The 26734-nt window shown below is 35.1% G+C and carries 22 protein-coding genes, 1 riboswitch and 1 other annotated feature; of the genes, 14 read left to right on the top strand and 8 right to left on the bottom strand.

The features are described 5' to 3' along the window. Window positions 1-1248 (top strand): DUF445 domain-containing protein, encoded by a 1248-nt coding sequence (locus ACYFX0_RS14990; RefSeq protein ID WP_000058309.1) that lies wholly within the window; start codon window positions 1-3, stop codon window positions 1246-1248. A gap of 32 nt (window positions 1249-1280) precedes the next feature. Here the strand turns inward: ACYFX0_RS14990 and exsE are convergent, their stop codons facing one another. From exsE to ACYFX0_RS14970, 4 genes are read right to left on the bottom strand one after another with little or no spacing between them, the layout of a single operon-like run. After that, the gene (gene exsE, locus ACYFX0_RS14985; RefSeq protein WP_460270853.1) at window positions 1281-2237 is read right to left on the bottom strand and encodes an exosporium protein ExsE; all 957 of its coding nucleotides are present in this window, start codon (window positions 2235-2237) and stop codon (window positions 1281-1283) included. After that, the gene (locus ACYFX0_RS14980) at window positions 2234-3304 is read right to left on the bottom strand and encodes a hypothetical protein (protein WP_001039098.1); all 1071 of its coding nucleotides are present in this window, start codon (window positions 3302-3304) and stop codon (window positions 2234-2236) included. Before ACYFX0_RS14980 ends, exsE begins: the two co-directional genes overlap by 4 nt. Beyond that, window positions 3297-3740 carry a hypothetical protein gene (locus ACYFX0_RS14975; RefSeq protein ID WP_000972351.1) on the bottom strand — a complete coding sequence of 148 codons (444 nt, stop codon included), beginning with the start codon at window positions 3738-3740 and terminating at the stop codon, window positions 3297-3299. Before ACYFX0_RS14975 ends, ACYFX0_RS14980 begins: the two co-directional genes overlap by 8 nt. Then, window positions 3737-4219, bottom strand: a complete 483-nt coding sequence (locus ACYFX0_RS14970; protein ID WP_247727815.1) for an RNA polymerase sigma factor — start codon at window positions 4217-4219, stop codon at window positions 3737-3739. The genes ACYFX0_RS14975 and ACYFX0_RS14970 overlap by 4 nt, the downstream gene beginning before the upstream one ends. Before the next feature lie 283 nt (window positions 4220-4502). Between ACYFX0_RS14970 and ACYFX0_RS14965 the strand changes: the two genes are divergently transcribed. From ACYFX0_RS14965 to ACYFX0_RS14940, 6 genes are all read left to right on the top strand, one after another. After that, window positions 4503-5141 (top strand): response regulator transcription factor, encoded by a 639-nt coding sequence (locus tag ACYFX0_RS14965; protein WP_000694093.1) that lies wholly within the window; start codon window positions 4503-4505, stop codon window positions 5139-5141. A gap of 4 nt (window positions 5142-5145) precedes the next feature. Then, window positions 5146-6246: a sensor histidine kinase gene (locus ACYFX0_RS14960; protein ID WP_000397660.1), complete on the top strand. Its 1101-nt coding sequence runs from the start codon at window positions 5146-5148 to the stop codon at window positions 6244-6246. Window positions 6247-6382: 136 nt separating this feature from the next. Next, entirely contained in the window at window positions 6383-7321 is a 939-nt protein-coding gene (locus tag ACYFX0_RS14955; RefSeq protein ID WP_460270852.1) for an ABC transporter ATP-binding protein, read from the top strand. Between the two features lie 37 nt (window positions 7322-7358). Continuing rightward, window positions 7359-8468 carry an ABC transporter permease gene (locus ACYFX0_RS14950; RefSeq protein WP_001020189.1) on the top strand — a complete coding sequence of 370 codons (1110 nt, stop codon included), beginning with the start codon at window positions 7359-7361 and terminating at the stop codon, window positions 8466-8468. A 1-nt stretch (window position 8469) separates the two neighbouring features. Continuing rightward, entirely contained in the window at window positions 8470-9615 is a 1146-nt protein-coding gene (locus tag ACYFX0_RS14945; RefSeq protein WP_000651860.1) for an ABC transporter permease, read from the top strand. 110 nt (window positions 9616-9725) lie between these two features. Then, window positions 9726-10937 (top strand): phospholipase D-like domain-containing protein, encoded by a 1212-nt coding sequence (locus ACYFX0_RS14940; protein WP_000591943.1) that lies wholly within the window; start codon window positions 9726-9728, stop codon window positions 10935-10937. A gap of 54 nt (window positions 10938-10991) precedes the next feature. Here ACYFX0_RS14940 and pyrH read toward each other — a convergent pair whose 3' ends face one another. Continuing rightward, window positions 10992-11735 carry a UMP kinase gene (gene pyrH / locus ACYFX0_RS14935; protein ID WP_001248060.1) on the bottom strand — a complete coding sequence of 248 codons (744 nt, stop codon included), beginning with the start codon at window positions 11733-11735 and terminating at the stop codon, window positions 10992-10994. A gap of 375 nt (window positions 11736-12110) precedes the next feature. Here pyrH and ACYFX0_RS14930 point away from each other — a divergent pair, with 375 nt between their 5' ends. The 6 genes from ACYFX0_RS14930 (at window position 12111) to ACYFX0_RS14905 (ending at window position 22243) form a co-directional block, all read left to right on the top strand. Beyond that, window positions 12111-13382, top strand: coding sequence for a cation:dicarboxylate symporter family transporter (locus tag ACYFX0_RS14930; RefSeq protein ID WP_000713293.1), 1272 nt, complete (start codon window positions 12111-12113; stop codon window positions 13380-13382). A 24-nt stretch (window positions 13383-13406) separates the two neighbouring features. Beyond that, the gene (gene aspA / locus ACYFX0_RS14925; RefSeq protein WP_000224183.1) at window positions 13407-14846 is read left to right on the top strand and encodes an aspartate ammonia-lyase; all 1440 of its coding nucleotides are present in this window, start codon (window positions 13407-13409) and stop codon (window positions 14844-14846) included. Between the two features lie 75 nt (window positions 14847-14921). Continuing rightward, entirely contained in the window at window positions 14922-16634 is a 1713-nt protein-coding gene (malS, locus tag ACYFX0_RS14920; protein WP_142398746.1) for an oxaloacetate-decarboxylating malate dehydrogenase, read from the top strand. 63 nt (window positions 16635-16697) lie between these two features. Beyond that, window positions 16698-17996 (top strand): sensor histidine kinase, encoded by a 1299-nt coding sequence (locus ACYFX0_RS14915; RefSeq protein WP_079997134.1) that lies wholly within the window; start codon window positions 16698-16700, stop codon window positions 17994-17996. A gap of 2 nt (window positions 17997-17998) precedes the next feature. After that, the gene (locus tag ACYFX0_RS14910) at window positions 17999-18931 is read left to right on the top strand and encodes a response regulator (RefSeq protein ID WP_000500296.1); all 933 of its coding nucleotides are present in this window, start codon (window positions 17999-18001) and stop codon (window positions 18929-18931) included. A gap of 117 nt (window positions 18932-19048) precedes the next feature. Then, window positions 19049-22243: an SNF2 helicase associated domain-containing protein gene (locus ACYFX0_RS14905; RefSeq protein WP_460270851.1), complete on the top strand. Its 3195-nt coding sequence runs from the start codon at window positions 19049-19051 to the stop codon at window positions 22241-22243. Between the two features lie 101 nt (window positions 22244-22344). Here ACYFX0_RS14905 and ACYFX0_RS14900 read toward each other — a convergent pair whose 3' ends face one another. After that, entirely contained in the window at window positions 22345-22479 is a 135-nt protein-coding gene (locus ACYFX0_RS14900; protein WP_000047588.1) for a DUF3934 domain-containing protein, read from the bottom strand. Window positions 22480-22885: 406 nt separating this feature from the next. Further along, window positions 22886-23144 (top strand) — a binding site (T-box leader). 71 nt (window positions 23145-23215) lie between these two features. Here ACYFX0_RS14900 and asnA point away from each other — a divergent pair. Beyond that, entirely contained in the window at window positions 23216-24199 is a 984-nt protein-coding gene (gene asnA / locus ACYFX0_RS14895) for an aspartate--ammonia ligase (RefSeq protein ID WP_000284912.1), read from the top strand. Window positions 24200-24261: 62 nt separating this feature from the next. Here asnA and ACYFX0_RS14890 read toward each other — a convergent pair whose 3' ends face one another. Then, complete coding sequence (locus tag ACYFX0_RS14890; RefSeq protein ID WP_001107266.1) at window positions 24262-24714, bottom strand: VOC family protein; 453 nt, start codon at window positions 24712-24714, stop codon at window positions 24262-24264. Between the two features lie 229 nt (window positions 24715-24943). Continuing rightward, window positions 24944-26173 (bottom strand): aspartate kinase, encoded by a 1230-nt coding sequence (locus tag ACYFX0_RS14885; protein WP_046945421.1) that lies wholly within the window; start codon window positions 26171-26173, stop codon window positions 24944-24946. A 202-nt stretch (window positions 26174-26375) separates the two neighbouring features. Next, a riboswitch (Lysine riboswitch) is annotated at window positions 26376-26562 on the bottom strand. Between the last annotated feature and the right edge of the window lie 172 nt (window positions 26563-26734).

Raw genomic sequence — 26734 nt, 5'->3', positions numbered from 1 at the left:
ATGTCATTACAGACTAAATATATAGCGGGTATTTCGCTTGGGGTTATGGGTGTCGGCTTTGCGGCTTCTATCCCTTTTCAAGGAACGGTAGCTGGAGAGATTATACAAGGTGGATTTGAAGCTGGATTGGTTGGGGGACTTGCGGATTGGTTTGCGGTTACTGCTTTATTCCGTCATCCGATGGGAATACCAATTCCGCATACAGCTTTGTTACCTAAAAACCGTAAACGGGTAACGAAAGGGCTCATTCATACGTTAGAAAATGAATGGCTAACGAAAGAAAGTATTACGAATAAAGTAAAAGAGATGCAGTTAGCACAAATGGTACTGCAAATTGCTGAGAGAGAAATGCAGTCTGATGCTGTGAAAAAGGGGATTGTAACGATTGCAGAGAAAGCAATTGTAACAATAGATACAGAAAAGTTAGCTGTTATTATTGAAAAAGAATTAAAAACATATTTACATACAATTAATACAAGTAATATTTTACAAGTGCTTGTTGATCAATTAGTTGTGCAAGAATATGATGAAAAGACACTTGATTACATATTAGTGAAGGTAAAAGATTGGACAGCGCAAGATGAAGCTCGTTACCAGCTCGGTAGCTTAGGTATGAAGGCGATGGAAAATATAAAAGTAGATGGATTCTTGCAGTTTACTTTGAAATCATTTATGAATATTGTAGATGAAGATAAAATTGGCGGTATTTTGCAGAAGTTTATCATTAGTAATATTAACAGCTTACAAGAGGCTGATAATAGCACAAGACAACTTATATTAGCGAAGATTCGTCAAGAAATTATCAATGTAAAAGAAAATGAAGCTTTATTACAGGAATTAGAAAATTGGAAAGAAAAGTGGATTGCGAATTGGAATGCTACTGACAAAATAAAAGAGATGCTAGAGCAAGTACAACAAAGAGCAGTTGCTTTTGTAAATAATGAAGAATTTGCTAATCAATATGTTATTCCATTTTTACAAAAACAAATGAATAAAATAAAAGAAGATGAACAGACAGTTCAAAAAATAGAAGATTGGTTACAAAAACAAGTTGTGAATCTTATTGAGAAGAACCATTCGAAAATTGGTAAGCTTGTACAAGAAAACCTTGATAAGTTAGACGATAAAACGTTAATCGAAATGATTGAAAATAATGTCGGTAAAGATTTGCAGTGGATCCGAGTGAACGGGGCGGTTTGCGGATTTATGATTGGATTAGTGTTAGAAGGAATTAAAGCGATTATATAAGAAAAACCTTCCGCAATTGCGGAAGGTTTTTCTTATTTTTCAATAACGCTCATATTTAAATTATAAGTTTTCTCAATATTTAACTTGTGCGTGCCATTTCCAGTTTTAATTGAATTTTTATACCAATGTTCTTGGTTGTTTAATTCTGGATGTTCTTCTGAAGAAGTATTTTCTTTTTTTGTTAAATCTTCTACTTGTTCCCAAGGTGTGCTTCCGTGTGTTTCTTTTTGATTCGTTACTGCTGTTAAAGAAACATCACTCTCTTTTGCAAGATGGACAGACACTCTTGAGCTTTCTTGTACAAACCAATTATTTTGTAATTGACCTGGATAAAGAGATAGTTCGTTATTTGAAGCACGGATTTCCACATTTTTATTTTGTGGAAGAACAAGCGTTGGTTTCACTTGTGGTGCTGAACTAAATAACGTATGTTGAACAGGTAATGATTTTAAATTGATATACATCGTTTCTCCAGCCGTTTGAACTGAAAGGAAATCATCTTGTTTTAAATTGAGTTTTTCATTTGCTTTCGTCGTCATTTCATAAGTTCCCAAAAGGTGAATTTGATTTGTATTATTTCCCTCTATCGTTAGAGGCTGACGCCCTGCATCTACTACAATTTTTTTGATAGATTCAGGTATATCAAATTGTCCGTCTGGAATATTACTCGTTTGTCTCGTTGTGTTAATAGAATGACGAAATTCTTCTAGTAATCCAGTTGATAATAAACAGTAAAAAGCAATTCCGACGCTTCCTAAAACGCCGATAAAGAAAATGCTGAAAATATCATATTTAATAAATGATTGTTCCTTCTTAGAAAATACAAGGTATAGTAAAACTTCAGCTCCAAGTATGATAAGTAAAACTGGCCACCATGCAGTTAGTGTATCTAATACTTGAATTCCTTTTACGACTGAAAATAGTAAAAAGCATCCTAACGATATAATAGAAAGCCCCATTGAGAATGTTCCAACACGCCAAGTCCTCATTCGCTTGTCCCACCTTTGTTTTCTTTATTTCCAAGTAACAATTTAAAGCCGCCGCCAATTAAAAGGAGCGCAACGATAGATGTTTGGAAATAGCGATAATATAGTTCACTAAGATGAATATTAAATATAGTTACAAAATAATCATTCAAAATAGGAAGGACTGTTTGATCTAATAAATAATAAACACCGAGTGTAATTAATCCGATACCAATCCATCTTTGATGATTTATAAAATAATCGATAATGGGTTCGTCTTGTACTCGTTCTTTTCCGTATTTTGCTGTTTGCTGTAAAGCATCAAAAAAGCTATAGAACCAAATGATTGGCACTAAAAATAAAAACGCAGAAAGTCTTAATAAGTCGAGTAAATAAATAGATAGTAAAAAGGCTGCCATAAGCTGAAGACCACGGCGTTGTAAGCCTAAATACATATGACCTGCTCCGGGGAACATCGCTAAAATAGAAGCAAATGTTTTATTTTTCTTTCCTTGCTCGCGGTGCTCTTCAAACTCTTCGAAAATAGTACGATCATCTAATTGCTCGCCACGTTCTTTTTTCTGGAGTTGCTGAACAACGTCAAAGAAATTGTAAATCCATAAAACAGGTAATGTAATAAGGAAGATAAGAAAACTTTCTTGCGATGTTAAAAGTGCAACGAAAATGATCATACTTCCGATTCCTGTGCAAGCTACTAAAAATGTAAGTCCGCGTTGCATAAGTCCTAATTGAAAATGGCCAAGTCCAGGGATGATGGATAAGAGAATGATATAAAATCGTTCGCTCTCTTTAGAGGATTCTATGAATTCTCCGGCAGCTTGTTTTTTCGATTGATTAATAATAGTGATAACTAAATCTAATAAATTGATTGCCCATAACACGACTAGTAAAAATAGAGAAAGAAAAGCAATATCACGGGCTCCTAATGCTATTGTACAAAATGCTGCAAAGATAAATAGAAATACAGCCCCTCCGCTATATAAAATAAACCGTCCAAATTTCTTTAAATATAAATGTCCAAGCCCAGGAATTAGCCCTAATACAAGTGCTAAAAAGGGATTTTTATTCATGCTTTGAACCTCCGTCCTTTTTCGATGTGTCTACCGATTTGTTTACAATTTGTTGTGAGATAGAAGACTCGTTATGTTTTGAAGATTTCTCTAAATTTGATGTCGCTGTAAAAATATACTGAAATAAACCACTTACCATAAAAATAATTGTAGCCGCAGTCGCAATTATGTAGTGAATGATCGTGCGCTTTAGTGAGGTTGTTTTTATATTTTCATTAGACTGTAGTGTTTCAAAATTAATTTGCGTCATAACTTCGTTCGTAAATGAATCATCATTTATCATTGGAAGGTTTTCATGTTGTTCATCAATACTTTCCATATAAAGTGCTAAACAATGATCACATTCATAAAGATGTTCTTCCATAGATTCACGTTCATTGCTTTCTATAAAATCTAATGTATAATTGCGCCAATCTTCTTTTGAATAATGCATCATAGAAACTCTTCCTCCTTCCAATGTTTTTTAATCCATTTTCTTGCCCGATACAGTTTCATTTCGACTGTTTTTACTTCAATGTTTTCCTGTAAAGCAATTTCTTGATAGCTTTTTTCTTCTAAGTAATGTGCGAGAACGACGTCACGGTAATTTTCAGGAAGTTCTCTCAGTTTTTGAGCAATGAGTAATTTCTGCTCTTTCGTCAATAATAAAGCCTCAATATTATGAGAGGACTGTATATTTTCCTCAGTTTCTTTACATAAGGAGAGTTCTTCACTTTCTCGAGCTTTCTTCCTCTTATAATCAATAGCGTGATTGGTGGCAATACGTGCCATCCACGTTTTTAATCCGCGAAATTGATAATTTGGGAGAGAGGCGTGAATTTTTACGAATACTTCTTGTGTAACATCTTTCGCATCTTCTTCATGTCTTACAATAGAAAAGATAACTTGAAAAATATAACGACGATATGTTTGCACGAGGATACGAAAAGCATGTTCGCTTCCTTGTTGTGCTTTTTCAATTAATTGTTTTTCCTCAATGGGTCTCTCCCTCCTTTTTGACGCATTCTATTATATAGACGTAAAGAATGATAAGTCACCCTACACATTTTGTAAAAAAAGAATAATATATTTTTTGCAGAACAGCTAGATGAAAAAAGTGTGAAAAAATGGTAAGCAGAAGTATATAATGAGCAAGTAGGAAATGTTACACGGAGAAAGGATGTGAATGTTAGTAGGAGGAAGGTCCATACTAACAAACATGAAAATTAAAATATTAATAGCAGACGATAATTCTTTTATTAGAGAAGGCATGAAAATTATTTTAAATACATATGAAGAGTTCGAAGTGGTAGATACAGTAAATGATGGAGAAGAAGCTGTAGCATATTGTAAAAAGCATGAAGTTGATATTGCTCTTTTGGATGTTCGTATGCCAAATATGAACGGTGTAGAGGCGACGAAGTTTATTTGTGAAGAGACGAAAACAAAACCGCTTATTTTAACGACGTTTGATGATGATGAATATATTTTGGATGCAGTAAAAAACGGAGCGAAAGGGTATTTATTAAAAAATAACGATCCGGAGCGTATTCGTGATGCAATAAAAGGGGTATATAATGGCCAAACTGTTATGCAAGATGTAGTTCTCGATAAAATTAAGTCCAATTTAATGGAAAGTAAAGAGGAAGAATGTAAAATAGATAAAAGTCTTTTTACTGAAAGAGAGCTTAGTATTATCGCATTAATTGCAAAAGGTTTCTCAAATAAAGAAATTTCGAAACAGCTTTTTATATCTGAAGGAACAATTGCAAATTATATTACATCAGTTTTAGGGAAAACGGGACTTGAACATCGCACACAAATTGCGATTTACTACTTAACAGGGAAAGTAGATTAATGATATGGAATTTTGGTTAACTGTAAGTAAATTAATTGTCTTTATATATATTGTGTTCAGTTACATACATTCAAATGTTACGAACTTACCATGGGTTATATTTGCTTTGCTTTTATATCTTTCTGTAAACGTGCTAATCTCTATATTAAAAAAAGATACGTACAAAAAAATATTGATTTGTATTTCAATTAGTGTAGTTATGTTATTAACATGGAGGGTTCATCCGTTTTTTATTTTGTTTTTACCTTTGAATTTATACGAAATTACATTCCATTACATAGACAAGAATTGGTCACGCTTTGTTATTATGATGCTTCCAATTACAATTACAGATGAAAGCATTCGAATGACTTATGGATTAATTGTTGCATTTTCTTTTCTCGTTTTAACTATGGCAGATCGATATATATCACGTGTAGTAAAGCTTGAATCGCAAAATGATAAGATGCGAAAAGATATGCAACGACTTACGAAAAGCTTACATGAAAATAAAGAGTACATAAGACAATCAGAATACACATTTAAGCTAGAAGAGAGAAATCGGTTATCACAAGAAATTCATGATAAAATTGGTCACTCGATGACAGGTGCATTAATTCAAATGGAAGCTGCAAAGAGATTAATGGGGATAGATAAAGAAAAATCTGCGGAGTTATTACAAAATGCAATTCATATTTCAAAAGATGGAATTGAAAGTATTCGCATTACATTAAAAAATATGAAGCCACCAACTGAGCAAATTGGCATTCACCGTATGAAATTATTCATAGAGGAGTTTGCTAGTAAGCATGATGTAAACATTCCTTTCGTATATAAGGGAAACTTAGATATGATTTCTCCCATTCAGTGGAAAATTATTGGTGAAAATGTTACCGAGGCACTAACAAATGCGATGAAATATGCTGATGCGACAGTTATTTCTATAGATATTCATGTGCTTAATAAGATGGTTAAGGTGCAAGTGAAGGATAACGGAAAAGGCGCAGCTCTTGTTAAGAAAGGTCTCGGTATTATGGGGATGGAGGAGCGAACAGCGTCTGTAAACGGGAAAATTATTGTAGATGGAACAAGTGGTTTTTCAGTGACGATGTTGTTGCCGATATAAGAGAATGGGACGAAGATGAACCATCTCATATGAAAAAAGTGAATAATCTCATGTGAAAAGAATGAACTTCTGCACTGAGCAGGTTCATTTTTTTTGTTTATACTAAAAGCAGAGAAACCGAAATAGGGGTGAAATGATGAATACATTAGAAATTAAAAATTTAACGAAAAAATTTGGTGATTTCATCGCGGTAGATAATATGTCTTTATCTATTAAAGAAGGAGAGATATTTGGCTTTTTAGGATCAAATGGTGCTGGTAAAAGTACAACGATAAATATGATTGCTGGGTTGTTAAGAAGTAATGAAGGTGAAATTAGCATATTAGGAAAAAATATAAAAAAACATAATCGATTTGCGAAGATGAATATCGGTATCGTTCCGCAAGATATTGCGATTTATGAAGAGTTAACTGCCTATGAAAATGTGAAATTCTTTGCTGGATTGTACGGTTTAAGAGGAGCAGAGCTAAAAGCAAGAGTAGAGGAAGCGCTTCAGTTTGTGGGGCTTAGTGATAAACAGAAAAGTGATCCGAAAAACTTTTCTGGCGGGATGAAACGAAGATTGAATATCGCTTGTGCGATCGCTCATAGACCGAAGTTAATTATTATGGATGAGCCGACAGTGGGAATTGATCCACAGTCAAGAAACTATATTCTCCAGTCTGTTCGAAAATTAAATGAAATGGGAAGTACCATTATTTACACGAGCCACTATATGGAAGAAGTAGAAGAGATTTGTACGAAAATAGCAATTGTAGATCACGGTAAAGTAATTGCAGAAGGTACGAAAGAACAGTTAAAAGCGATTATTACTGATACGAAAGATATTTGGGTTGAAGTGAAGTCAGTAGAAAATTTAGATGTAAAAAAGTTAAAAGAGATAAACGGTGTGAAAGCTGTTCAAATTGAAGAGAACGTAATTAAAGTAAACTCGGATGCAGGAGTAAACAATTTAAATAAAATTATTCAGCACTTCATTAATCATGATATTGAAATTCGTTCGGTAGAGGAGCAGGCCCCGAACTTAGAAACAGTATTCCTTACGTTGACTGGAAGAAACTTACGAGATAAATAAAAGGTAAATGAAGAAAAGGTAAAGGGAGGTTCATCAATTGAACATCTTCAATATTGCAGTTATGCATATTAAAAGAGATTTCAGAGACGTAAGAACTTTAGTTTTTATGTTAGCATTTCCGGTTGTACTTATGCTTGTGTTAGGAACAGCGTTAACGAATGCATTTGATAGCGATAGTCAAGCGATTAAAGATATACAAGTGCTCTACAAAGATGAAGCGAGTAGCACATTTTCTCAATCGTTCGAAGCATTTACGAAAGAAGTCGATAAATCGGGTATTCATTTTAAAAAAGCTTCCGAAGGTATAGATGGGAAAGAAGAAGTGAAGCAAAATAAATATGCTGCTTATGTAGAGTTAAATAAAGATGGTGCAAAATTTTATGGAAGTGACAAAAGTAGTGTTGAGGGAAGTATTGTGGAAGGAATGCTTACAACATTTGTTGATAAGTACAATGTAGCGGCCGAAGTTGCAAAAGTAGATCCTAGTAAGGTGAGCACAGTTTTTTCAAGCGGAAATCATAATGATTATATAAAAGAAACATCTTTACAAGCTGCGAAAAAACCAGGTTCTATGGATTACTACGCGGTTGTAATGACAACGATGATTGCACTATATGCTGCGATGGGAGCGAGTTCTTTAATTCGAGGAGAACGAATACGTAAAACAGGAGATCGTCTCATTGCTGCACCTATAAGTAAGGCTGAAATATTCATTGGAAAAGTACTTGGTAGCCTAGTAGCAAATGCTCTGTGCATATTACTCGTCATGTTATTTAGTAAATTTGTTTTTCAAGCGAATTGGGGCGACCATCTTGGAATCATATTTCTTATTTTATTAACACAAATTTTTCTAGCGATTAGCTTCGGTTTAGGAATTGGATATATTACAAAAACACCGGAATCATCTAGAGCAATTATTATGGTTATTGTGCAATTATCCTCTATTTTTGGTGGTGCATATTTCGTAATAGAAGAAAATTTCGTTACGAATTTATCACCATTAACGTGGGCAAACACAGCTGTTATGAAAATTATTTATGCAAATGATGTAGGAGCAGCACTACCGGTAATATGTTTAAACCTTGGCATTTCAGCACTCTTTTTATTAATTGCAATTATTGCATTACGTAGACGGGAGGGGCTATAGTATGAAAGATATTTTATGGCTCATACAAAAAACGTTATCTGTACTTTTGAAAAATAAAAAAGGGTTATTCATTATTATTAGTTTGCCGATAATTGGAACACTAATCTCCTTCTCGATGTATGGGAATATGGGGCAAGGGACGTTAAATATCGGGGTTATTAATAAAGAAAATCAATCTATAGCAAATGATACGGTGAAATTTTTAGAAGGATTAAATCATGTAAAGGTAAGTAAAATTAAAGAATCTGAAGTAGAAGATAAACTCACTTCCAAAAAACTTGATGGAGTTATTACATTAGATTCTGGTTTTTCAAAAAGTGTTCGAGAAGGGAAACCAAATCATATTGAAATTTCATCGATTAAAGGTGATCAAGTAACAGGATTTATAAAATCATATTTATACAATTATATTGATAATGTAGCAGCTATTAATAAAGTAGCAGGAACAGATCAAAGTGCATTTGATACTATGTACGCAGGATATCAAAAAGGTTCATTTAAAATGAAAACTGAGACGCTAGAAGATACTTCGAAAAATAAAGATATGACAAACCAAACGATGGGTTACCTTATTATGTTTATGCTATTTTCAGCAGCGAACTTATCAGGTTATATTTTAAAAGAAAAAGAAAATAGAACGTATTTTAGACTCTTATCAACGCCGATAGATGGGAAGAAATTCATATTATCTAATGTCGGGGTAAATATGCTGCTATTAACAGTACAAATTCTGATTACAATCTTATTCCTAACGAATATTTTTCATATAAATATCAATATGCCTTTCATAGTGATGATTGGTGTACTCATGCTATTTGCTTTAATAGCGATTGGAATATCGTTAGTCCTTGTCGCTTTTTCGAAAAACTCAGCATCAGCAAATGCACTGCAAAATATGATTATTGTACCGACATGTTTACTGGCTGGATGTTATTTTCCTTATGACATTATGCCAAAAGCGGTACAAAAAGTAGCTGATTTTCTTCCGCAGAGATGGCTATTAGACACAGTATCAAAACTACAACAAGGAATTCCAATTTCAGATTTGTATTTAAATATTTTAATCTTATTTGCCTTTGCGGTAGCATTCTTCTTAATTGCTATTTATAAGTTTGGAAGAAATAATGATGCGAGAAACTTTGTTTAATATGAAAAGGGTGTGACGTTAAGTCGCATCCTTTTTTGTATGAAGCATGAAATCTAAATTTGAATGACAAAATAGAAAGGTGGAAAGAAAATGAGCGGAAGGAAATCAAAATGATTAAAAAAATATTGCGAGTTACTTCTATTGTAATTACTATTTTCGTTTTTGTTTTAATTTGGATGCATATTGACGTTACGCTCGGAAGAAAAATGGAAGTCGGGAAAAATATGCCGACAGAGTACGCTCCTCATTATAGTGATTTTCAATTATATGTAGAAGGAAAGTCATTTTATAAACAGTTATTTACTGATATAAGAGAGGCGAAGCAATCTATTTACACGTACTTTTTCATTTTGTCGGATGATAAAAGTAGCCATACTTTTTTAAACTTATTAAAAGAGAAGGCGAGAGAAGGAGTAAACGTATATTTATCTGTCGATTTACTTAACGATTTATCATTTGAAAGAAAGGTGAAAAAAGAATTACAGGAAAGTGGCGTGCATTTTACATATAGTAGAAAACAGGAATTACCATTCGGGTTTTATTCCCTACATCATCGTAATCATCGCCGTATTACGACGATTGATGGAGAAATTGGCTATACGGGTGGCTTTAATATTGGGGACGAGTACTTAGGGAAAGATAAGCGATTTGGATATTGGCGTGATTATCATGTACGGCTTAAAGGAGAAGGAGCAAAAGATTTAGAGGAGCAATTCGCTTTAGATTGGAAGCGAGATACGAAAGAAGATATAAAGAGAAGTACGAATAAGGCTAGCAAAGGGAATACATTACATACTATGACTAGTTACAATGGCCATTACGTTGCTGAGAAATATATAGAGCTCATAAAACAAGCTCAGCACTCAATTGTAATTGCAACGCCGTATTTTATAGCGAAAAATAAAGAATCTATGAATGCTTTAATCGCGGCGCAAAAGCGTGGTGTTACAGTAAAAATACTTTGGTCATATAAACCAGATCTACCTCTTATAAAAGAAGCGGCGTATCCATACATACGTCAGGCTGTTAATAATGGGATTACTGTATATGGGTATAAAAAAGGAATGTTTCATGGAAAGTTAATGCTGATTGATAATGAGTTAACTGTTATAGGTACAACAAACTTTACTTCGCGTAGCTTCAATATAAATGATGAAATGAATTTTTATATTTATGGTGGTCCTATTGTAGGACAAGTTAATAAGGCGTTAACAGAGGATTTTCATGATTCGAAAGAAATGACGAAAGAGTTTTTTGAAAAGTTATCTTTTTGGGAGCGTTGTAAGGAGAAAGTAGCGGGATTGGTTGACTTCTATTTGTGATGATGAATTAGGAAAGGGTGCCTACAAAAGACACCCTTTTTTGGTGGGAAATCATTATTTTTCATGCACCAGCAATGAAGCATCATCATTAATCAACGTCCCTACATGCTCCCCTAAACAAATTCGTTTCATCACTCCAGGCTCATCAAAGTTAAAGACATGTGCTGGTAAATTGTAGTCTCGGGCAAGCAGTAATGCTGCTTGATCCATGACTTGTATATTTTGTCTAACAACATCATTATAGTTTAGTTTGCTGTACATTTTTGCTGATTTGTTATGCTTTGGATCACTTGTAAAAACGCCGTCGACACCTTGTTTTGCGACTAATATGGCATCACTATTCATTTCAATAGCTCTTTGTACGCTTGGATAATCTGTCGTCACGAACGGTTGCCCGTTTCCGCCTCCAAAGATAACGATATAACCGTTATCTAAATGGTGGACTGCACGCAAACGAATGTATGGTTCAGCTACTGCATTAAATGGAATGGAAGTCATAACGCGCACTTCTCTATTTGTTTTACTTGTTAAAACACCGCGAAGCATTAAGCTGTTAATAATTGTACCTAACGTACCGATATTATCAGCTTCTACGCGATCAATTCCCCATTCTTCAGCTAGATGACCTCTAAAAATGTTACCGCCACCGATGACGATGGATACTTCGATACCTAAATCAACAATGGATAAAATTTCGTTTGCGATATGTTCTAATCGTTTGGAGTTAAAGCTATTTCCAGTTTGATCGGCAAGTGCACCGCCGCTTAATTTAATTAAGACACGTTTATATGGTCTCATAACTATTCCCCCTATATAGATCGCAATAAAAAAGGAACAAAGGCGAATGCCTTTGTTCCTTTTTAAGAAAATGAAAAAGAAAAGAAGAAGATAGGACGAATTTCTTTGTATAGTTTCTCATAACATCCACTCCTTTTCATTTCGATTTTTTTAAGTATATATCTTTTTGATTATACGAAACAATCTGATTACTTATCAAGTTTATTTTATCGTTTTTTAACAAAATGGTGTCAATGAAAAAAAGAAGAAAAATATTTGAATTTTTTGTGACGAACTTGTAGGTTTTTGTATGATTTTGTAGGTTCGCTTATAAGATGTGTAAGTAGCTTTTATAAATTCAAATTGAAAGCGTTCGCATGAAGGGGATGAACATAAATGAAAAAATTCGGATTGGCAACACAAATTTTTGTAGCGCTTGTTTTAGGGATTGTAGTAGGGGCAGTCTTTTATGGCAATAAAACGGCGATTTCTTATATCACACCAATTGGAGATATATTTATTCACTTAATTAAGATGATTGTAGTACCAATTGTTATTTCAGCATTAATTGTTGCAGTAGCTGGTGTAGGAGATATGAAAAAGCTTGGGAAACTGGGCGGTAAGACAATTCTTTATTTCGAAATTATTACGACAATTGCTATTTTAATGGGATTACTTGCAGCGAATATATTCCAACCAGGTACTGGTGTTGATATGAGTAATTTACAGCAAAGTGATATTTCTTCTTATAAACAAACTGCAGATGCAACCGAGAAGAAAGGTTTTGCTGAGACAATTGTTCACATTGTACCGAAAAACGTATTTGAATCGATTGCACAAGGTGACCTATTACCGATTATATTCTTCTCAGTATTATTCGGCTTAGGAGTTGCGGCAATTGGGGAAAAAGGAAAGCCTGTCTTTAACTTTTTTGAAGGCGTACTCGAAGCCATGTTTTGGGTTACAAATCAAGTGATGAAATTTGCACCATTTGGTGTATTCGCATTAATTGCCGTTACGGTTGCAAAATTTGGTGTAGCGACATTACTTCCGCTAGGAAAACTAGTGCTAGCTGTATACGTAACTGTTATACTATTCGTTGTGATTGTATTAGGTATTAATGCACGAATGGTTGGCGTAAACATTTTTACATTAATGAAAATTTTAAAAGAAGAACTGATTCTTTCGTTTACGACAGCAAGTTCAGAAGCTGTTTTACCTAATATAATGAGAAAAATGGAAGAGTTCGGTTGTCCAAAGGCAGTTGCCTCTTTCGTAATTCCGACAGGTTATACATTTAACTTGACTGGATCGGCTATTTATCAAGCGTTAGCGGCATTGTTTGTTGCACAAATGTACGGTGTGCACATGTCATTAACGGAGCAAATAACGTTATTATTCGTTCTCATGTTAACATCCAAAGGTATGGCGGGAGTTCCAGGTGCATCGTTCGTTGTTGTATTAGCAACGTTAGGTTCAATGGGGTTACCACTAGAAGGTATCGCGTTAATTGCGGGAATTGACCGCATTTTAGATATGATTCGCTCATCTGTCAATGTATTAGGAAATGCATTAGCGGCCATTGTTATGTCGAAGTGGGAAGGCGAATTCGATAATGAGAAAGCAAAACAATATGTAGAAACAGTCAAAGAAACAAAAGCAGCATAAGAAATCGTTAAGGAGTGAATAATCATGGCAACATTAACTGAAGTTAAAAATGGTGTTCGAATTGAAAAAGATTTTTTAGGTGAAAAAGAAGTGCCAAACTATGCATACTACGGCGTACAAACAATGCGTGCAGTAGAAAACTTCCCAATTACAGGATACAAAATCCATGAAGGCTTAATTAAAGCATTCGCAATTGTAAAAAAGGCTGCAGCGCTTGCTAATACAGATGTAGGAAGATTGGAATTGAACAAGGGCGGCGCGATCGCAGAAGCCGCTCAAGAAATTCTTGATGGAAAATGGCATGATCATTTCATCGTAGATCCAATCCAAGGCGGAGCAGGTACTTCAATGAATATGAATGCAAATGAAGTCATGGCCAATCGTGCTCTTGAATTATTAGGAATGGAAAAGGGAGACTATCATTATATTAGTCCAAATAGTCATGTAAACATGGCGCAATCAACAAACGATGCATTCCCAACGGCGATTCATATTGCAACATTAAATGCATTAGAAGGCTTATTACAAACGATGGGTTATATGCACGATGTATTTGAATTAAAAGCAGAGCAGTTCGATCATGTTATTAAAATGGGTCGTACACATTTACAAGACGCTGTGCCAATTCGTCTTGGACAAGAATTTAAAGCATATTCTCGCGTACTTGAACGTGATATGAAACGTATCAAGCAATCACGTCAACATCTATATGAAGTAAATATGGGAGCAACTGCAGTTGGTACAGGCTTAAATGCAGATCCAGAATATATTGAAGCAGTTGTAAAACATTTAGCTACAATTAGTGAACTGCCACTTGTTGGTGCAGAAGACTTAGTAGATGCAACGCAAAATACGGATGCATACACAGAAGTATCAGCAGCACTGAAAGTATGTATGATGAATATGTCTAAAATTGCGAATGACCTTCGCTTAATGGCATCAGGTCCACGTGTTGGCTTAGCGGAAATTATGTTGCCTGCTCGTCAACCAGGTTCATCTATTATGCCAGGGAAAGTAAACCCTGTTATGCCAGAAGTAATTAATCAAATTGCGTTCCAAGTAATTGGTAACGACCATACAATTTGCCTTGCTTCAGAAGCAGGACAGTTAGAATTAAACGTTATGGAACCAGTACTTGTTTTCAACTTACTTCAATCTATTAGCATTATGAATAACGGTTTCCGTGCCTTTACAGATAATTGCTTAAAAGGAATTGAAGCGAATGAAGATCGCTTAAAAGAGTATGTTGAGAAGAGTGTAGGAATTATTACAGCCGTGAACCCTCATATCGGTTATGAAGCAGCAGCTCGCGTTGCGAAAGAAGCAATTGCAACAGGTCAATCCGTTCGAGAACTTTGTGTGAAAAACGGTGTACTGTCACAAGAAGACTTAGAGTTAATTCTAGATCCATTCGAAATGACGCACCCAGGGATTGCAGGAGCAACTCTTTTAAAGAAAAATTAAAAGAAGAGGGGGGACAATCCCCTCTTTTTTGTTTACAATATAGAAATGCTATATATGAATAGAGGTAGGGATGTTATGAGTAAGTTTACAGTAGCTTCTAATGGTTCATTAGAAACGACATTAAGAGGAGTAGAAGTATTATCGACACCACTTTTAAATAAAGGGGTCGCTTTCACGCAAGAAGAGAGAGAAGAATTAGGTTTAAAAGGGTTATTACCGCCAGCAGTTTTAACATTAGAAGAACAAGCACGCCGAGCATATGAACAATTCTGTTCTCAGCCGGATGATTTATTAAAGAACGTATATTTAACAGCGTTACATGATCGAAATGAAGTATTATTTTATCGTATATTAACAAATCACTTACGTGAAATGTTACCAATTGTATATACACCAACAGTCGGTGTAGCAATTCAAAGGTATAGTCATGAATACCGTAAACCGCGTGGTGTGTATTTATCAATTAACGATCCGTCGGGTATCGAAGAAGCATTCGCCAATATCGGTGCAACAGCTGAAAACATTGATTTAGTCGTTGTAACAGATGGAGAAGGCATACTTGGAATTGGTGACTGGGGTGTTGGTGGTATAAACATCGCAATCGGGAAATTAGCTGTTTATACGGCCGCAGTTGGTATCGATCCTAGCCGTGTATTACCGGTAATTTTAGATGTGGGTACAAATCGTGAGGAACTATTAAACAATCCATTTTATATTGGAAATCGTCACCCTCGTATAACTGGTGAAGCTTACGATGAATTTATTGATACATTTGTACAAGCAGTGAATAAACAATTCCCGAAAGCACTTTTACATTGGGAAGACTTTAGTTCTCGAAATGCACGAAAAATTTTAGATAAATATCGTCATGATATTTGTACATTTAATGATGATATTCAAGGTACAGGTGCAGTTTCACTTGCTGCTGTGTTATCGGCAGTGAAAGCTTCTGATGTACCATTAAGTGAACACCGCGTTGTTGTATTTGGTGCTGGTACGGCTGGAATCGGTATCGCAGATCAAGTTAGAGATGCGATGGTCCGCGTAGGCGTATCTGAAGAAGAATCATATAAGCGTTTCTGGTGTATTGATCGTAACGGATTAGTTACAGATAATATGGAAGACCTTCTTGATTTCCAAATTCCGTACGCAAGAAAAGAAGCGGAAGTAAGTGAGTGGAAGCAAAATGATATGATCGGACTTGCTGAAGTTGTGAAACATGTAAAACCGACAATTTTAATTGGTACATCTACTGTTGCGGGCGCATTTAAAGAGGAAATTATTAAAGAAATGGCTTCTCACGTAGAAAGACCAATCATTTTACCAATGTCGAATCCAACACCGCTTGCTGAAGCAAAGCCAGCAGATGTAATCGAGTGGACAGAAGGAAGAGCATTAGTTGCAACAGGAAGTCCATTTGAACCAGTTACATATAACGGTGTAACGTATGTGATTGGACAATCAAATAATGCACTTATTTTCCCAGGGCTTGGTCTTGGAACAATTGTAGTACGTGCAAGCGTTATGACGGATGGAATGTTCGCAGCAGCTGCTGAAGCAGTTGCAAGTATGGTAGATACAAGTCAGCCAGGAGCACCTATTTTACCAGAGGTCGAAGAATTACGTAATATCTCAGAAATGGTTGCAATTGAAGTAGCTAAAGTTGCAGTTGCAGAAGGTGTTGCAAGAGTGAACTTAAGTGATAACGATATTAAGATGGCAGTGAAAGAAGCAATATGGGAGCCGGAGTACCGCCAAATAAAAGCGGTAGAAAAGGTTAGAATATAGAAAAAAAGCCCGTTTATAACAATAAGCGGGCTTTCGCTTTACTACTGAAAAAAAGTATAGGAAGTGGCACCTTTGAATTGGAATCAATTATGGAAGAAAGATATGTCCCTTTTAATTATATTAATGGTCGTTGTTCCTATTGCTGGGGAGCTGAACTTTCATCCCTTTAATGATACGTTTCGAGTTAGCTTCGGTACACCGCTATTTTTCTTTTTATTATTATTTTTAAGAAGAGTACCAGCAGGAGTTGCAGGTATTCTTGTTGGTATATCTGTAGTCTTATTCCGAGTATGTCTTGACTGGATCATGCAAGGTTCATTTCATATGACAGAATCATTTTATTTGCGTTATCCTGTGTTCTTCTATTATTTTATTTATGGCAGTCTTTTTTCGCTTTGCAGGGTAAATAAGTTCCATCAGAAACCAATCATTATTGGATGCCTTGGCATTTCAATTGAAATTGTTGCAAGTATGTCAGAACTTGCGTTCTATCACATGTTAGTACTCGGTACAACAATAACGATTTCTGAAGTAAATAAACTTATTATTATTGCTATTTTTCGTAGTTTCTTTGCACTTGGTTTTTTAAATATGATGAATTTATATGAAACGAAATTAAAAGAATCGCAAGTTCGAAAAGAAAATGAAAACATGTTAATGCATCTTTCTAATTTATATGTGGAATCTGTTCATTTGAAAAAGACATTACAAAATGCAGAGTTAATTACACAAGAAGCATATCAACTATATCGAAATTTACAAGCGAACGATGATCCCAATAGTAAAACAGCATTGAAAATAGCAGGAGAAGTGCACGAAATAAAAAAGGATAATCAAAGAATTTTTGCGGGATTATCTAAACTGTTATTAGATAAAAATGTAGCTGAGTATGTAGAAGGACATGAGCTTACAGAAATGATTGTAAGAATAAATGAAAAGTACGCTGGAATGCTAGAGAAAGATATACGTTTTTCTAAATATATAGAAGGTGAACACGCTGCATATCACGTGTATACAGTGCTATCAATCTTTAATAACTTAGTTGCCAATGCAGTGGAAGCAATTGAAGATAGAGGTCTCATTCATATTGATTTATATAAACGAGAGCAACATGTAATATTTGAAGTAATTGACGATGGCCCTGGTATTGCACAAAAGTATAAAAAATTAGTATTTAAGCCCGGGTTTACTTCCAAGTATGATCAAACAGGAACACCGTCAACAGGCATTGGACTTTCTTACATACATGAAATGGTAACAGAGCTAGGCGGAGAAGTAAGATTAGAAGACAATGAAACCGGAAAAGGGTGTAAGTTTATCGTTTGTTTACCGGAGTGCAGTTTAAAGCGGGAAGGGGAATAGATTTGTTTTATTATATCGTAGACGATGATGAAGTTTTCCGTTCAATGCTGTCGCAAATTATTGAAGATGGAGATCTTGGAGAAGTAATTGGTGAGGCGGATGACGGAGCTTTTATTGAAGCGGATCAACTAAATTTTAAAAAAATAGATATTTTATTTATTGATTTGTTGATGCCGATGAGGGACGGAATTGAAACAGTTCGTCACATTGCGTCAACTTTCACGGGGAAAATTATTATGATTTCTCAAGTGGAATCGAAGCAGCTTATAGGTGAGGCATATACATTTGGTGTAGAATATTATATTACAAAACCATTAAATAAAATCGAAGTTGTATCTGTTGTACGCAAAGTGATAGAGCGTATTAGATTGGAGCGTTCTATACATGATATTCAAAAATCATTGAATAACGTGTTTCAGTGGGAAAAACCGCAATTGCGTACTGAACCAGTACAAGAAGGAAAAAAGATAGGGGATTTAGGGCGCTTTTTACTATCAGAACTCGGTATTGCGGGAGAGAATGGAAGTAAAGATTTACTTAGTATGCTGGAATATTTATATGGTCAAGAAAAGGCACAGACATTTGACTTTGGCTTTCCTGCGTTAAAAGAAATTTTTCATCATATTACGATAAGGAAATTAGGGGATATAGCTTTAGAGGCGGATATTGATAAAGAGAAAAAAGCGTCTGAACAAAGAGTACGTCGAGCTATTTATCAGTCGTTAAATCATTTGGCTTCTTTAGGACTAACAGACTTTTCAAATCCAAAATTTGAAAGCTATGCTCCAAAATTTTTCGATTTCACTGTAGTTAGAAAACGGATGACAGAAATGACGAAAGATGAACTTGCATCTTCTGGTCATACGCGAATTAATACAAAGAAGTTTATTCAAGTGTTGTATTTTGAGGCGAAGAGGTTGATGGAAATAGAGTGAAGAAGATGCTTATAAATAAGCATCTTCTTTGTTAAATCAACATTTTATATTTTCTCGTGGAGCATGTAAAATGTTAAGTAAGAGAAAATGGTTTTATATTAAGGAAGTGTCAAAGCGATGAGTTTCACATTGAATAAATCGATTATTAAAGAAGTGTGCGGAGAGACCTCATATAAAAGAGGTGAAGCCTATTATAAATCAAATAAAGTGATAATAAATCATTATGATAAAAATAAAGAAATTTGCGAGGCTACAGTAAAAGGGAACGAGGATTTCCATGTTACAGTAGAAAAAGCTAAAAAGGGTGATGTTGTTGCAAAATGTAGTTGTCCTTCATTATCGTCTTTTCAAACGTATTGTCAACATGTTGCAGCAGTATTAATACAAATAAACTATAATCAACAAACAGGTGGAATGAGCTCCACTAGTAACAGAAACGATCAATTGACAAGTGGTATGTTTCAGCTGTTTGCGGACAAACCACTGAGGCCAAAAAGTAAACAACACCGTTTTGATACACGCGAAATATTAGATGTTGAGTTTATATGTACACCAGTAGCTACGAGAAGTGGGGGGGCTCTACTTGGAATTCAATTGAAACTTGCCAAAGTGTATTTCATAAATCATATTAGAGAATTTCTTTCTAAGGTGGAGAAAAGAGAGTCTTTTCATTGTTCAAATGAATTTACATATACGCCAGATGTACATAGTTTTAAACAAGAAACGGATGCGATTATCCAGCAGCTCATTAAAATGTATCATAACGAAAAAATGTATGAGGATGCGCTAGAAGTACATGCGAAACAAGATGAAAGTATGATATTCATACCACCAGCTTCATGGAAAGATATGCTCTCTTCACTTTCTAAAGTTGAATATGTACAGCTGAAACAAAATGAACGACTGTTTCAGGGATTACAAGTTTCAAAAGGTTTGTTGCCGTTACACTTTGAATTTAAAAAGGGAAATAATGGCGGATTTACACTTCATATAGATGGTCTAAATCGTGTACGAGTTATGGATATGTATAACAATGCACTTTACGATGGGAAATTATATCACTTACACATTGAAGATTGTATGCGACTTATTGAATTACAAAAGATGATAAGTCGCTCAAATAGTAATCAGTTTTATATTCCAGAAAGTAAGATGGAACATTTCGTCGGGAAAGTTGTACCAGGATTAATGAAGCTCGGAACTGTACACATTGATGAAGTAATATCGGATCGTGTTGAAACACCTTCGCTAAAAGCGAAATTGTATTTAGACCGTGTGAAAAATCGCTTATTAGCAGGTCTTGAATTTCACTATGGGAACGTCATGATTAATCCGCTAGAAGAGGATGGACAGCCGTCTGTTTTTAATCGTGATGAGAAAAAGGAAAAAGAGATTTTAGACATTATGAGTGAAAGTGCCTTTGCAAAAACAGAAGGCGGTTACTTTATGCATAATGAAGAAGCTGAGTATAACTTTTTATATCACGTCGTGCCAACATTAAAAGGTTTAGTTGATATTTATGCGACGACAGCAATTAAATTGCGAATTAGTAAAGGGGATGTAGTTCCTCTTATTAGAATGAGAAGAAAAGAAAGAATTGATTGGTTGTCATTTCGTTTTGATATAAAAGGAATACCAGAAGCAGAAATTAAAGGTGTATTAGCGGCTCTTGAAGAGAAACGTAAATATTATCGATTGGCGAACGGTTCTTTTTTATCGCTAGAGAGTAAAGAGTTTAATGAAATTAATCAGTTTATAAAAGAATCAGGTATTCGGAAAGAATTTTTACATGGAGAAGAGGTAAATGTTCCGCTTATTCGGAGTGTAAAATGGATGAATGGACTTCATGAAGGCAATGTTTTAAGTGTGGATGATTCTGTTCAAGAGTTAGTAGAAAACATTCAAAATCCGAAAAAATTAAAGTTTGCTGTGCCAAATACTTTAAATGCAGAAATGAGAAAGTATCAAGTATATGGGTTCGAATGGATGAAAACACTTGCTTATTACCGTTTTGGCGGTATTTTGGCAGATGATATGGGACTTGGAAAAACGTTGCAAAGCATTGCTTTTATAGATTCTGTTTTGCCTGAGATTCGAGAAAAGAAGCTGCCTATATTAGTCGTTTCACCATCATCTCTTGTTTATAATTGGTTTAGTGAATTGAAAAAATTCGCCCCGCATATTAGAGCGGTTATTGCAGATGGAAACCAAGCAGAGCGCCGGAAGATTTTGAAAGATATAGCGGAATTTGATGTCATAATTACGTCATATCCATTACTGAGAAGAGATATAAGATTATATGCAAGACCATTTCATACACTATTTCTTGATGAAGCACAGGCGTTTAAAAACCCTACAACACAAACGGCAAGAGCTGTGAAAACAATTCAAGCTGAATACCGTTTCGGACTAACGGGGACACCTGTAGAAAATTCATTAGAAGAGCTATGGTCTATCTTCCATGTCGTTTTCCCGGAATTATTACCAGGAAGAAAAGAGTTCGGTGATTTAAGGCGTGAAGATATAGCGAAGCGAGTGAAACCATTCGTATTAAGACGGTTAAAAGGGGACGTATTAAATGAGTTGCCAGAGAAAATAGAGCACTTACAATCATCGGAGTTATTACCCGATCAAAAGAGTCTCTATGCTGCTTATTTAGCGAAGTTAAGGGAAGAAACGTTGAAGCATTTAGACAAAGACACGTTACGTAAAAATAAAATTAGAATTTTAGCTGGTTTAACGAGATTGCGACAAATTTGTTGTCATCCCGCTTTATTTGTTGATGATTACAAAGGAAGTTCAGCTAAATTTGAACAACTGTTAGAGATTCTAGAGGAATGTAGAAGTACAGGGAAGAGAATATTAATTTTTTCTCAATTTACGAAGATGCTTTCTATTATTGGTCGTGAGTTAAATCGACAAGCAATTCCATACTTTTATTTAGACGGGAGTACACCAGCGCAGGAACGTGTAGAGCTGTGCGATCGGTTTAACGAAGGAGAAGGAGAGCTATTTCTCATTTCTTTAAAAGCTGGTGGTACCGGACTTAATTTAACTGGTGCAGATACAGTAATATTATATGATTTATGGTGGAATCCAGCTGTTGAACAACAAGCGGCCGATAGAGCGTATCGAATGGGACAAAAAAATACAGTGCAAGTTATAAAGCTAGTAGCTCAGGGAACAATTGAGGAGAAAATGCATGAACTGCAAGAAAGTAAGAAAAATTTAATCGCTGAAGTGATTGAGCCGGGAGAAGAGAAATTGTCCTCAATCACAGAGGAAGAAATTCGAGATATTTTAATGATTTAATATAAAAAAGCTATGCCTTCAAATTGATGAGGGCATAGCTTTTTTGTTGTAATAATTATATTTTGTTTTGTACAAAGTAAAGAAATCAAATGTTATTTAAATTACTTCTTTGTACCTTTACTTTTGTACGGTTTGGCAGCTGCCTTTTTCTTTGCACTTGATTGCCAACGGTTCCATCCTTTACTTCCTGTACCTTGTCCTACACCTTTTTTCGGTTTTGCTTTCGTTTTACTCATATGATCACTCCGTTATATAAAAATCTTATTTGATAATAGTCAATGATTTAGAAAATACTCTTTATAAATGACTATGATTACTTTAAGTAAAAATAAACTGCTTGAATGCTATAGTATATCATGAAATTGCAAGTAAACTGAAAGGAATTATAAAGAAAATGAAAATAATAAGAAATACTGCGGATTCTATATTCCGAACGATCACATTAATTGTTGTGTATACGTTAGTTTCGATCAGTGAAACATTTTTTGGATTGACGAGGCAGAAAAAGTAAAGATGTTAAATTAACAACAATCAATAAAGCCGTAAAATAAAGAATTGAAAAACATTTTAAAACTTTTTGTTGACTTTCTTTATTTTTTGTATAGAATAATCATTAATAAAATGTTTCAGAGATGTGACAACAAAACGACTATGAAAGGACGAGTAGTAGTAGGACGTAGTTTAAGCGAGTCAGGGGTGGTGTGAGCCTGATACGAAGCCTATTATGAAGAACCTCCTGGAGTTGCTAACCGAAATCCTTTATAGGAAAGTAGACTTAGCCGGGTACTTCGCCGTTACAAGAAGAACAGTATCGAGATATTTTATCTCCGTACTGTATAAGTGAGCAACCTCTGTTGCTAATTTGGGTGGTACCGCGGAACCAAAGCCTTTCGTCCCAGTTTTTTGGGAAAGAAGGGCTTTTTTTTGTTGGCTTCTTTTCACAACATCCAAACATTTTAGGAGGAAACCACCATGTATCAATCATTAATGACAGTAAGAGAGACTCAAATCGCAATTAAGGAAGTTAAAACATTTTTCGAGGACCAATTAGCAAAACGCCTTGAACTATTCCGCGTATCTGCACCATTATTCGTAACGAAAAAATCAGGATTAAACGATCACCTGAACGGTGTAGAACGCCCAATTGAATTTGATATGTTACATTCAGGAGAAGAATTAGAAATTGTTCATTCACTAGCGAAATGGAAACGATTTGCATTACATGAATACGGATACGAAGCTGGTGAAGGTTTATATACAAACATGAACGCGATTCGTCGTGATGAAGAACTTGATGCAACGCATTCCATTTACGTTGACCAATGGGATTGGGAAAAAATCGTTCAAAAAGAATGGCGTACTGTCGATTACTTACAAAAAACAGTACAAACAATTTATGGAATATTCAAAGATTTAGAAGATCACTTATTTGAAAAATATCCGTTCCTTGGAAAGTATTTACCAGAAGAGATTGTTTTCATTACTTCTCAAGAACTAGAAGATAAATATCCAGAATTAACACCGAAAGATCGTGAACATGCAATTGCGAAAGAACACGGTGCAGTCTTTATTATCGGAATTGGTGATGCACTTCGTTCAGGTGAAAAGCACGACGGACGCGCAGCTGATTATGACGATTGGAAATTAAACGGTGATATTTTATTCTGGCACCCAGTACTACAATCTTCATTTGAATTATCATCAATGGGAATTCGTGTTGATAGTAAATCACTTGATGAGCAGTTAACGAAAACTGGTGAAGACTTCAAACGTGAGTATGATTTCCATAAAGGTATATTAGAAGATGTACTACCATTAACAATCGGCGGTGGCATTGGACAATCAAGAATGTGCATGTACTTCTTACGTAAAGCACATATCGGTGAAGTTCAATCTTCTGTATGGCCTGACGATTTACGTGCAGCTTGTAAAAAAGAAAACATTCATCTGTTTTAATAGAAGTGAGGGAATAGCTTAAATATAGAGCTATTCCCTCTTTTTTATAAAACGTCACTTGCTTATTTATTACCGAGTTCTTCCGCTAAACCGATTAAAATTCCTTCGACTCCACGAATGTAGCAGAGACGATACGAGTTCTCGTATTGAACTACTTCGCCAACGAGCTCTGCACCATGCTTAGTGAGTCTGGATACCATTTCGTCAATGTCTTCAACGGTGAACATGACGCGTAGATAACCGAGGGCGTTTACAGGAGTATTTCGGTGATCTGATATAGTAGGTGGGGTGAGAAATCGCGAAAGTTCAATTCGGCTGTGGCCATCTGGAGTGACCATCATAGCAATCTCTACGCACTGAGAGCCGAGTCCAGTTACGCGACCAGCCCATTCACCTTCGACAGTGGCTCGCCCTTCGAGGTTCAAGCCAATCTCCTCGAAGAAAGAGATTGCGTTATCAAGGGATTCTACAACGATGCTGACATTGTCCATTCGTAGTAATTTGTTTTTTGCCATAGTCTTATCTCCTTATGTATAAAAGTTTATTATTTAATCATCCTCATAATTATACTACTAAGTAGTTACAAATTCCTTTCAGTCAAAAACACCTTGTCATAGTATATGAAAAGGTGACAAGGTGTTTTTTTATATGTCATATAGCATCTTGTTAACGAACAGCATTTTATTTAATAGGAAGGAAGTAGATTAATATGATTTTTTTATAAGCGTTACTGAAAATATCAAATTAGCTCATTTGCACTAAAGGCTCAATTTTCGCCATAAATGATTGATGCAACGCCTCAACACCTGTTACTAAATGAAGGCGGTCAATAACGACAGACACTTTAATTTCTGATGTACTTACCATTTTAATATGAATATTTTCTTCTTTTAAAGTAGTGAACATATTTGCAGCGACACCAGGGTTAGATACCATGCCAGATCCTACGATTGATACTTTTGCTAAGTGATTTTCATGTTCTACAGATTCGTAGTGAAGAGTTTCTTGATTTTGTTCCAAAACTTTTAAAGTTTCTCTTAAATCATTCGAGTGAATGGAGAAGGAGAGATGTACAGTTCCTTCATTTGTAATACTTTGAATGATGATATCTACATTAATGTGTGCTGCTGCTAATGTAGAGAAAACTGTTGAAAGCGAGCCTTGTTCTAGTCCTTTAATTGTGACACGTGTAATGTTATCCTCAAATGCAATACCTTTAACGATTGATTGTTGTTCCATGTTACATTCTCCTTTTACAATTGTTCCGTTTTCTTGTTCCATACTTGAGCGAACTTCTAAAACTACGTTATGATTTTTAGCAAACTCAACAGCGCGCGGGTGTAATACGCCAGCACCGAGATTAGCAAGCTCTAACATTTCGTCATAAGAAATTTCATCTAATTTGTAAGCATCTTTTACAACTCGTGGGTCCGTCGTATATACGCCTGTCACATCCGTATAAATATCACATTTTTTTGCTTTAAGTGCAGCGGCTAGTGCGACAGCAGTCGTATCAGAACCACCACGGCCAAGCGTTGTAATTTCATTTTCTACACTTATACCTTGGAAACCAGCTACGATAACAATCGTGCCTTCAGCAAGATAAGATTGAATACGATCTGTATGAATGTCAGTAATCCGTGCACTACTATGTACAGATTCTGTCGTAATACCAGCTTGCCATCCTGTTAATGAAATTGCATGATAGCCTTTTGCTTGCAGTGCCATTGTTAATAATGAAATAGTTACTTGTTCTCCTGTAGATAGAAGCATATCCATTTCACGTTTACTTGGATTTTCTGTAATAGCGTTAGCGAGTGCGACAAGTTGATCCGTACTTTTTCCCATTGCTGAAACGACAGAGACAACGCTATGACCTCGTTCATATTCTTCAATAATTAAATTTGCTACATGTTGAATGCGTTCGACGCTTCCGACAGAAGTGCCACCAAATTTTTGAACAATTGTTTCCATTGCAAATTCCTTCTTTCGTCTATTTTTAAGAATAGATTAGGAAATATATAAATCCCAATACTCCTGTAGTTACCAGAAAGACAAACAAAAAACACCATCTCAAATAAGTGAGGATGGTGCTGTTACAGGAAAAGGGAAACAGAAAACGGAGCTAATAAAAAAACCGCCAAAAAAGGAATATCATAAAAAATGATATCTCTTTTTTGTAGATAGCTCTTCATACGTACACGTCTGTACATATGACAGTTCTGTTTCTATTCGAAAACAGCCCCAATTGATAAATGCAGAGAAATTTATCAATTTCGGCAATACTTCCTTTCATCTAAGTTCATAGACATCTCTGTGTCTCCATTAGAATACTCATAAGTATCGCAACCTCTATCTCACGTTTTAGGCGAGAGTGTTTGATTTATGAAGTTATTGGTAACATTTGTTTTATAATAATTTAAATTTTTCGGGGAATCAAGTGTTTTACATATATTTTAAAAATTCTTTCTTTTTACAGAAAAGTTTGTGAAAAATGTAGCAAAATAAATTCATTGCATGTACATTAAACTTATA

It is taken from the genome of Bacillus sp. NEAU-Y102 (assembly GCF_054788175.1).
The sequence above is the reverse complement of the archived record's forward strand: the minus strand, read 5'-3'. Positions and strand labels throughout refer to the sequence as shown.

Excerpts from the sequence above, each read along its gene's own strand:
- ACYFX0_RS14990 (WP_000058309.1), top strand. The coding sequence starts at position 1 with ATGTCATTACAGACTAAATATATAGCGGGTATTTCGCTTGGGGTTATG.
- exsE (WP_460270853.1), bottom strand. The coding sequence starts at position 2,237 with ATGAGGACTTGGCGTGTTGGAACATTCTCAATGGGGCTTTCTATTATA.
- ACYFX0_RS14980 (WP_001039098.1), bottom strand. The coding sequence starts at position 3,304 with ATGAATAAAAATCCCTTTTTAGCACTTGTATTAGGGCTAATTCCTGGG.
- ACYFX0_RS14975 (WP_000972351.1), bottom strand. The coding sequence starts at position 3,740 with ATGATGCATTATTCAAAAGAAGATTGGCGCAATTATACATTAGATTTT.
- ACYFX0_RS14965 (WP_000694093.1), top strand. The coding sequence starts at position 4,503 with ATGAAAATTAAAATATTAATAGCAGACGATAATTCTTTTATTAGAGAA.
- ACYFX0_RS14960 (WP_000397660.1), top strand. The coding sequence starts at position 5,146 with ATGGAATTTTGGTTAACTGTAAGTAAATTAATTGTCTTTATATATATT.
- ACYFX0_RS14955 (WP_460270852.1), top strand. The coding sequence starts at position 6,383 with ATGAATACATTAGAAATTAAAAATTTAACGAAAAAATTTGGTGATTTC.
- ACYFX0_RS14945 (WP_000651860.1), top strand. The coding sequence starts at position 8,470 with ATGAAAGATATTTTATGGCTCATACAAAAAACGTTATCTGTACTTTTG.
- ACYFX0_RS14940 (WP_000591943.1), top strand. The coding sequence starts at position 9,726 with ATGATTAAAAAAATATTGCGAGTTACTTCTATTGTAATTACTATTTTC.
- pyrH (WP_001248060.1), bottom strand. The coding sequence starts at position 11,735 with ATGAGACCATATAAACGTGTCTTAATTAAATTAAGCGGCGGTGCACTT.
- ACYFX0_RS14930 (WP_000713293.1), top strand. The coding sequence starts at position 12,111 with ATGAAAAAATTCGGATTGGCAACACAAATTTTTGTAGCGCTTGTTTTA.
- aspA (WP_000224183.1), top strand. The coding sequence starts at position 13,407 with ATGGCAACATTAACTGAAGTTAAAAATGGTGTTCGAATTGAAAAAGAT.
- malS (WP_142398746.1), top strand. The coding sequence starts at position 14,922 with ATGAGTAAGTTTACAGTAGCTTCTAATGGTTCATTAGAAACGACATTA.
- ACYFX0_RS14905 (WP_460270851.1), top strand. The coding sequence starts at position 19,049 with ATGAGTTTCACATTGAATAAATCGATTATTAAAGAAGTGTGCGGAGAG.
- ACYFX0_RS14900 (WP_000047588.1), bottom strand. The coding sequence starts at position 22,479 with ATGAGTAAAACGAAAGCAAAACCGAAAAAAGGTGTAGGACAAGGTACA.
- asnA (WP_000284912.1), top strand. The coding sequence starts at position 23,216 with ATGTATCAATCATTAATGACAGTAAGAGAGACTCAAATCGCAATTAAG.
- ACYFX0_RS14890 (WP_001107266.1), bottom strand. The coding sequence starts at position 24,714 with ATGGCAAAAAACAAATTACTACGAATGGACAATGTCAGCATCGTTGTA.
- ACYFX0_RS14885 (WP_046945421.1), bottom strand. The coding sequence starts at position 26,173 with ATGGAAACAATTGTTCAAAAATTTGGTGGCACTTCTGTCGGAAGCGTC.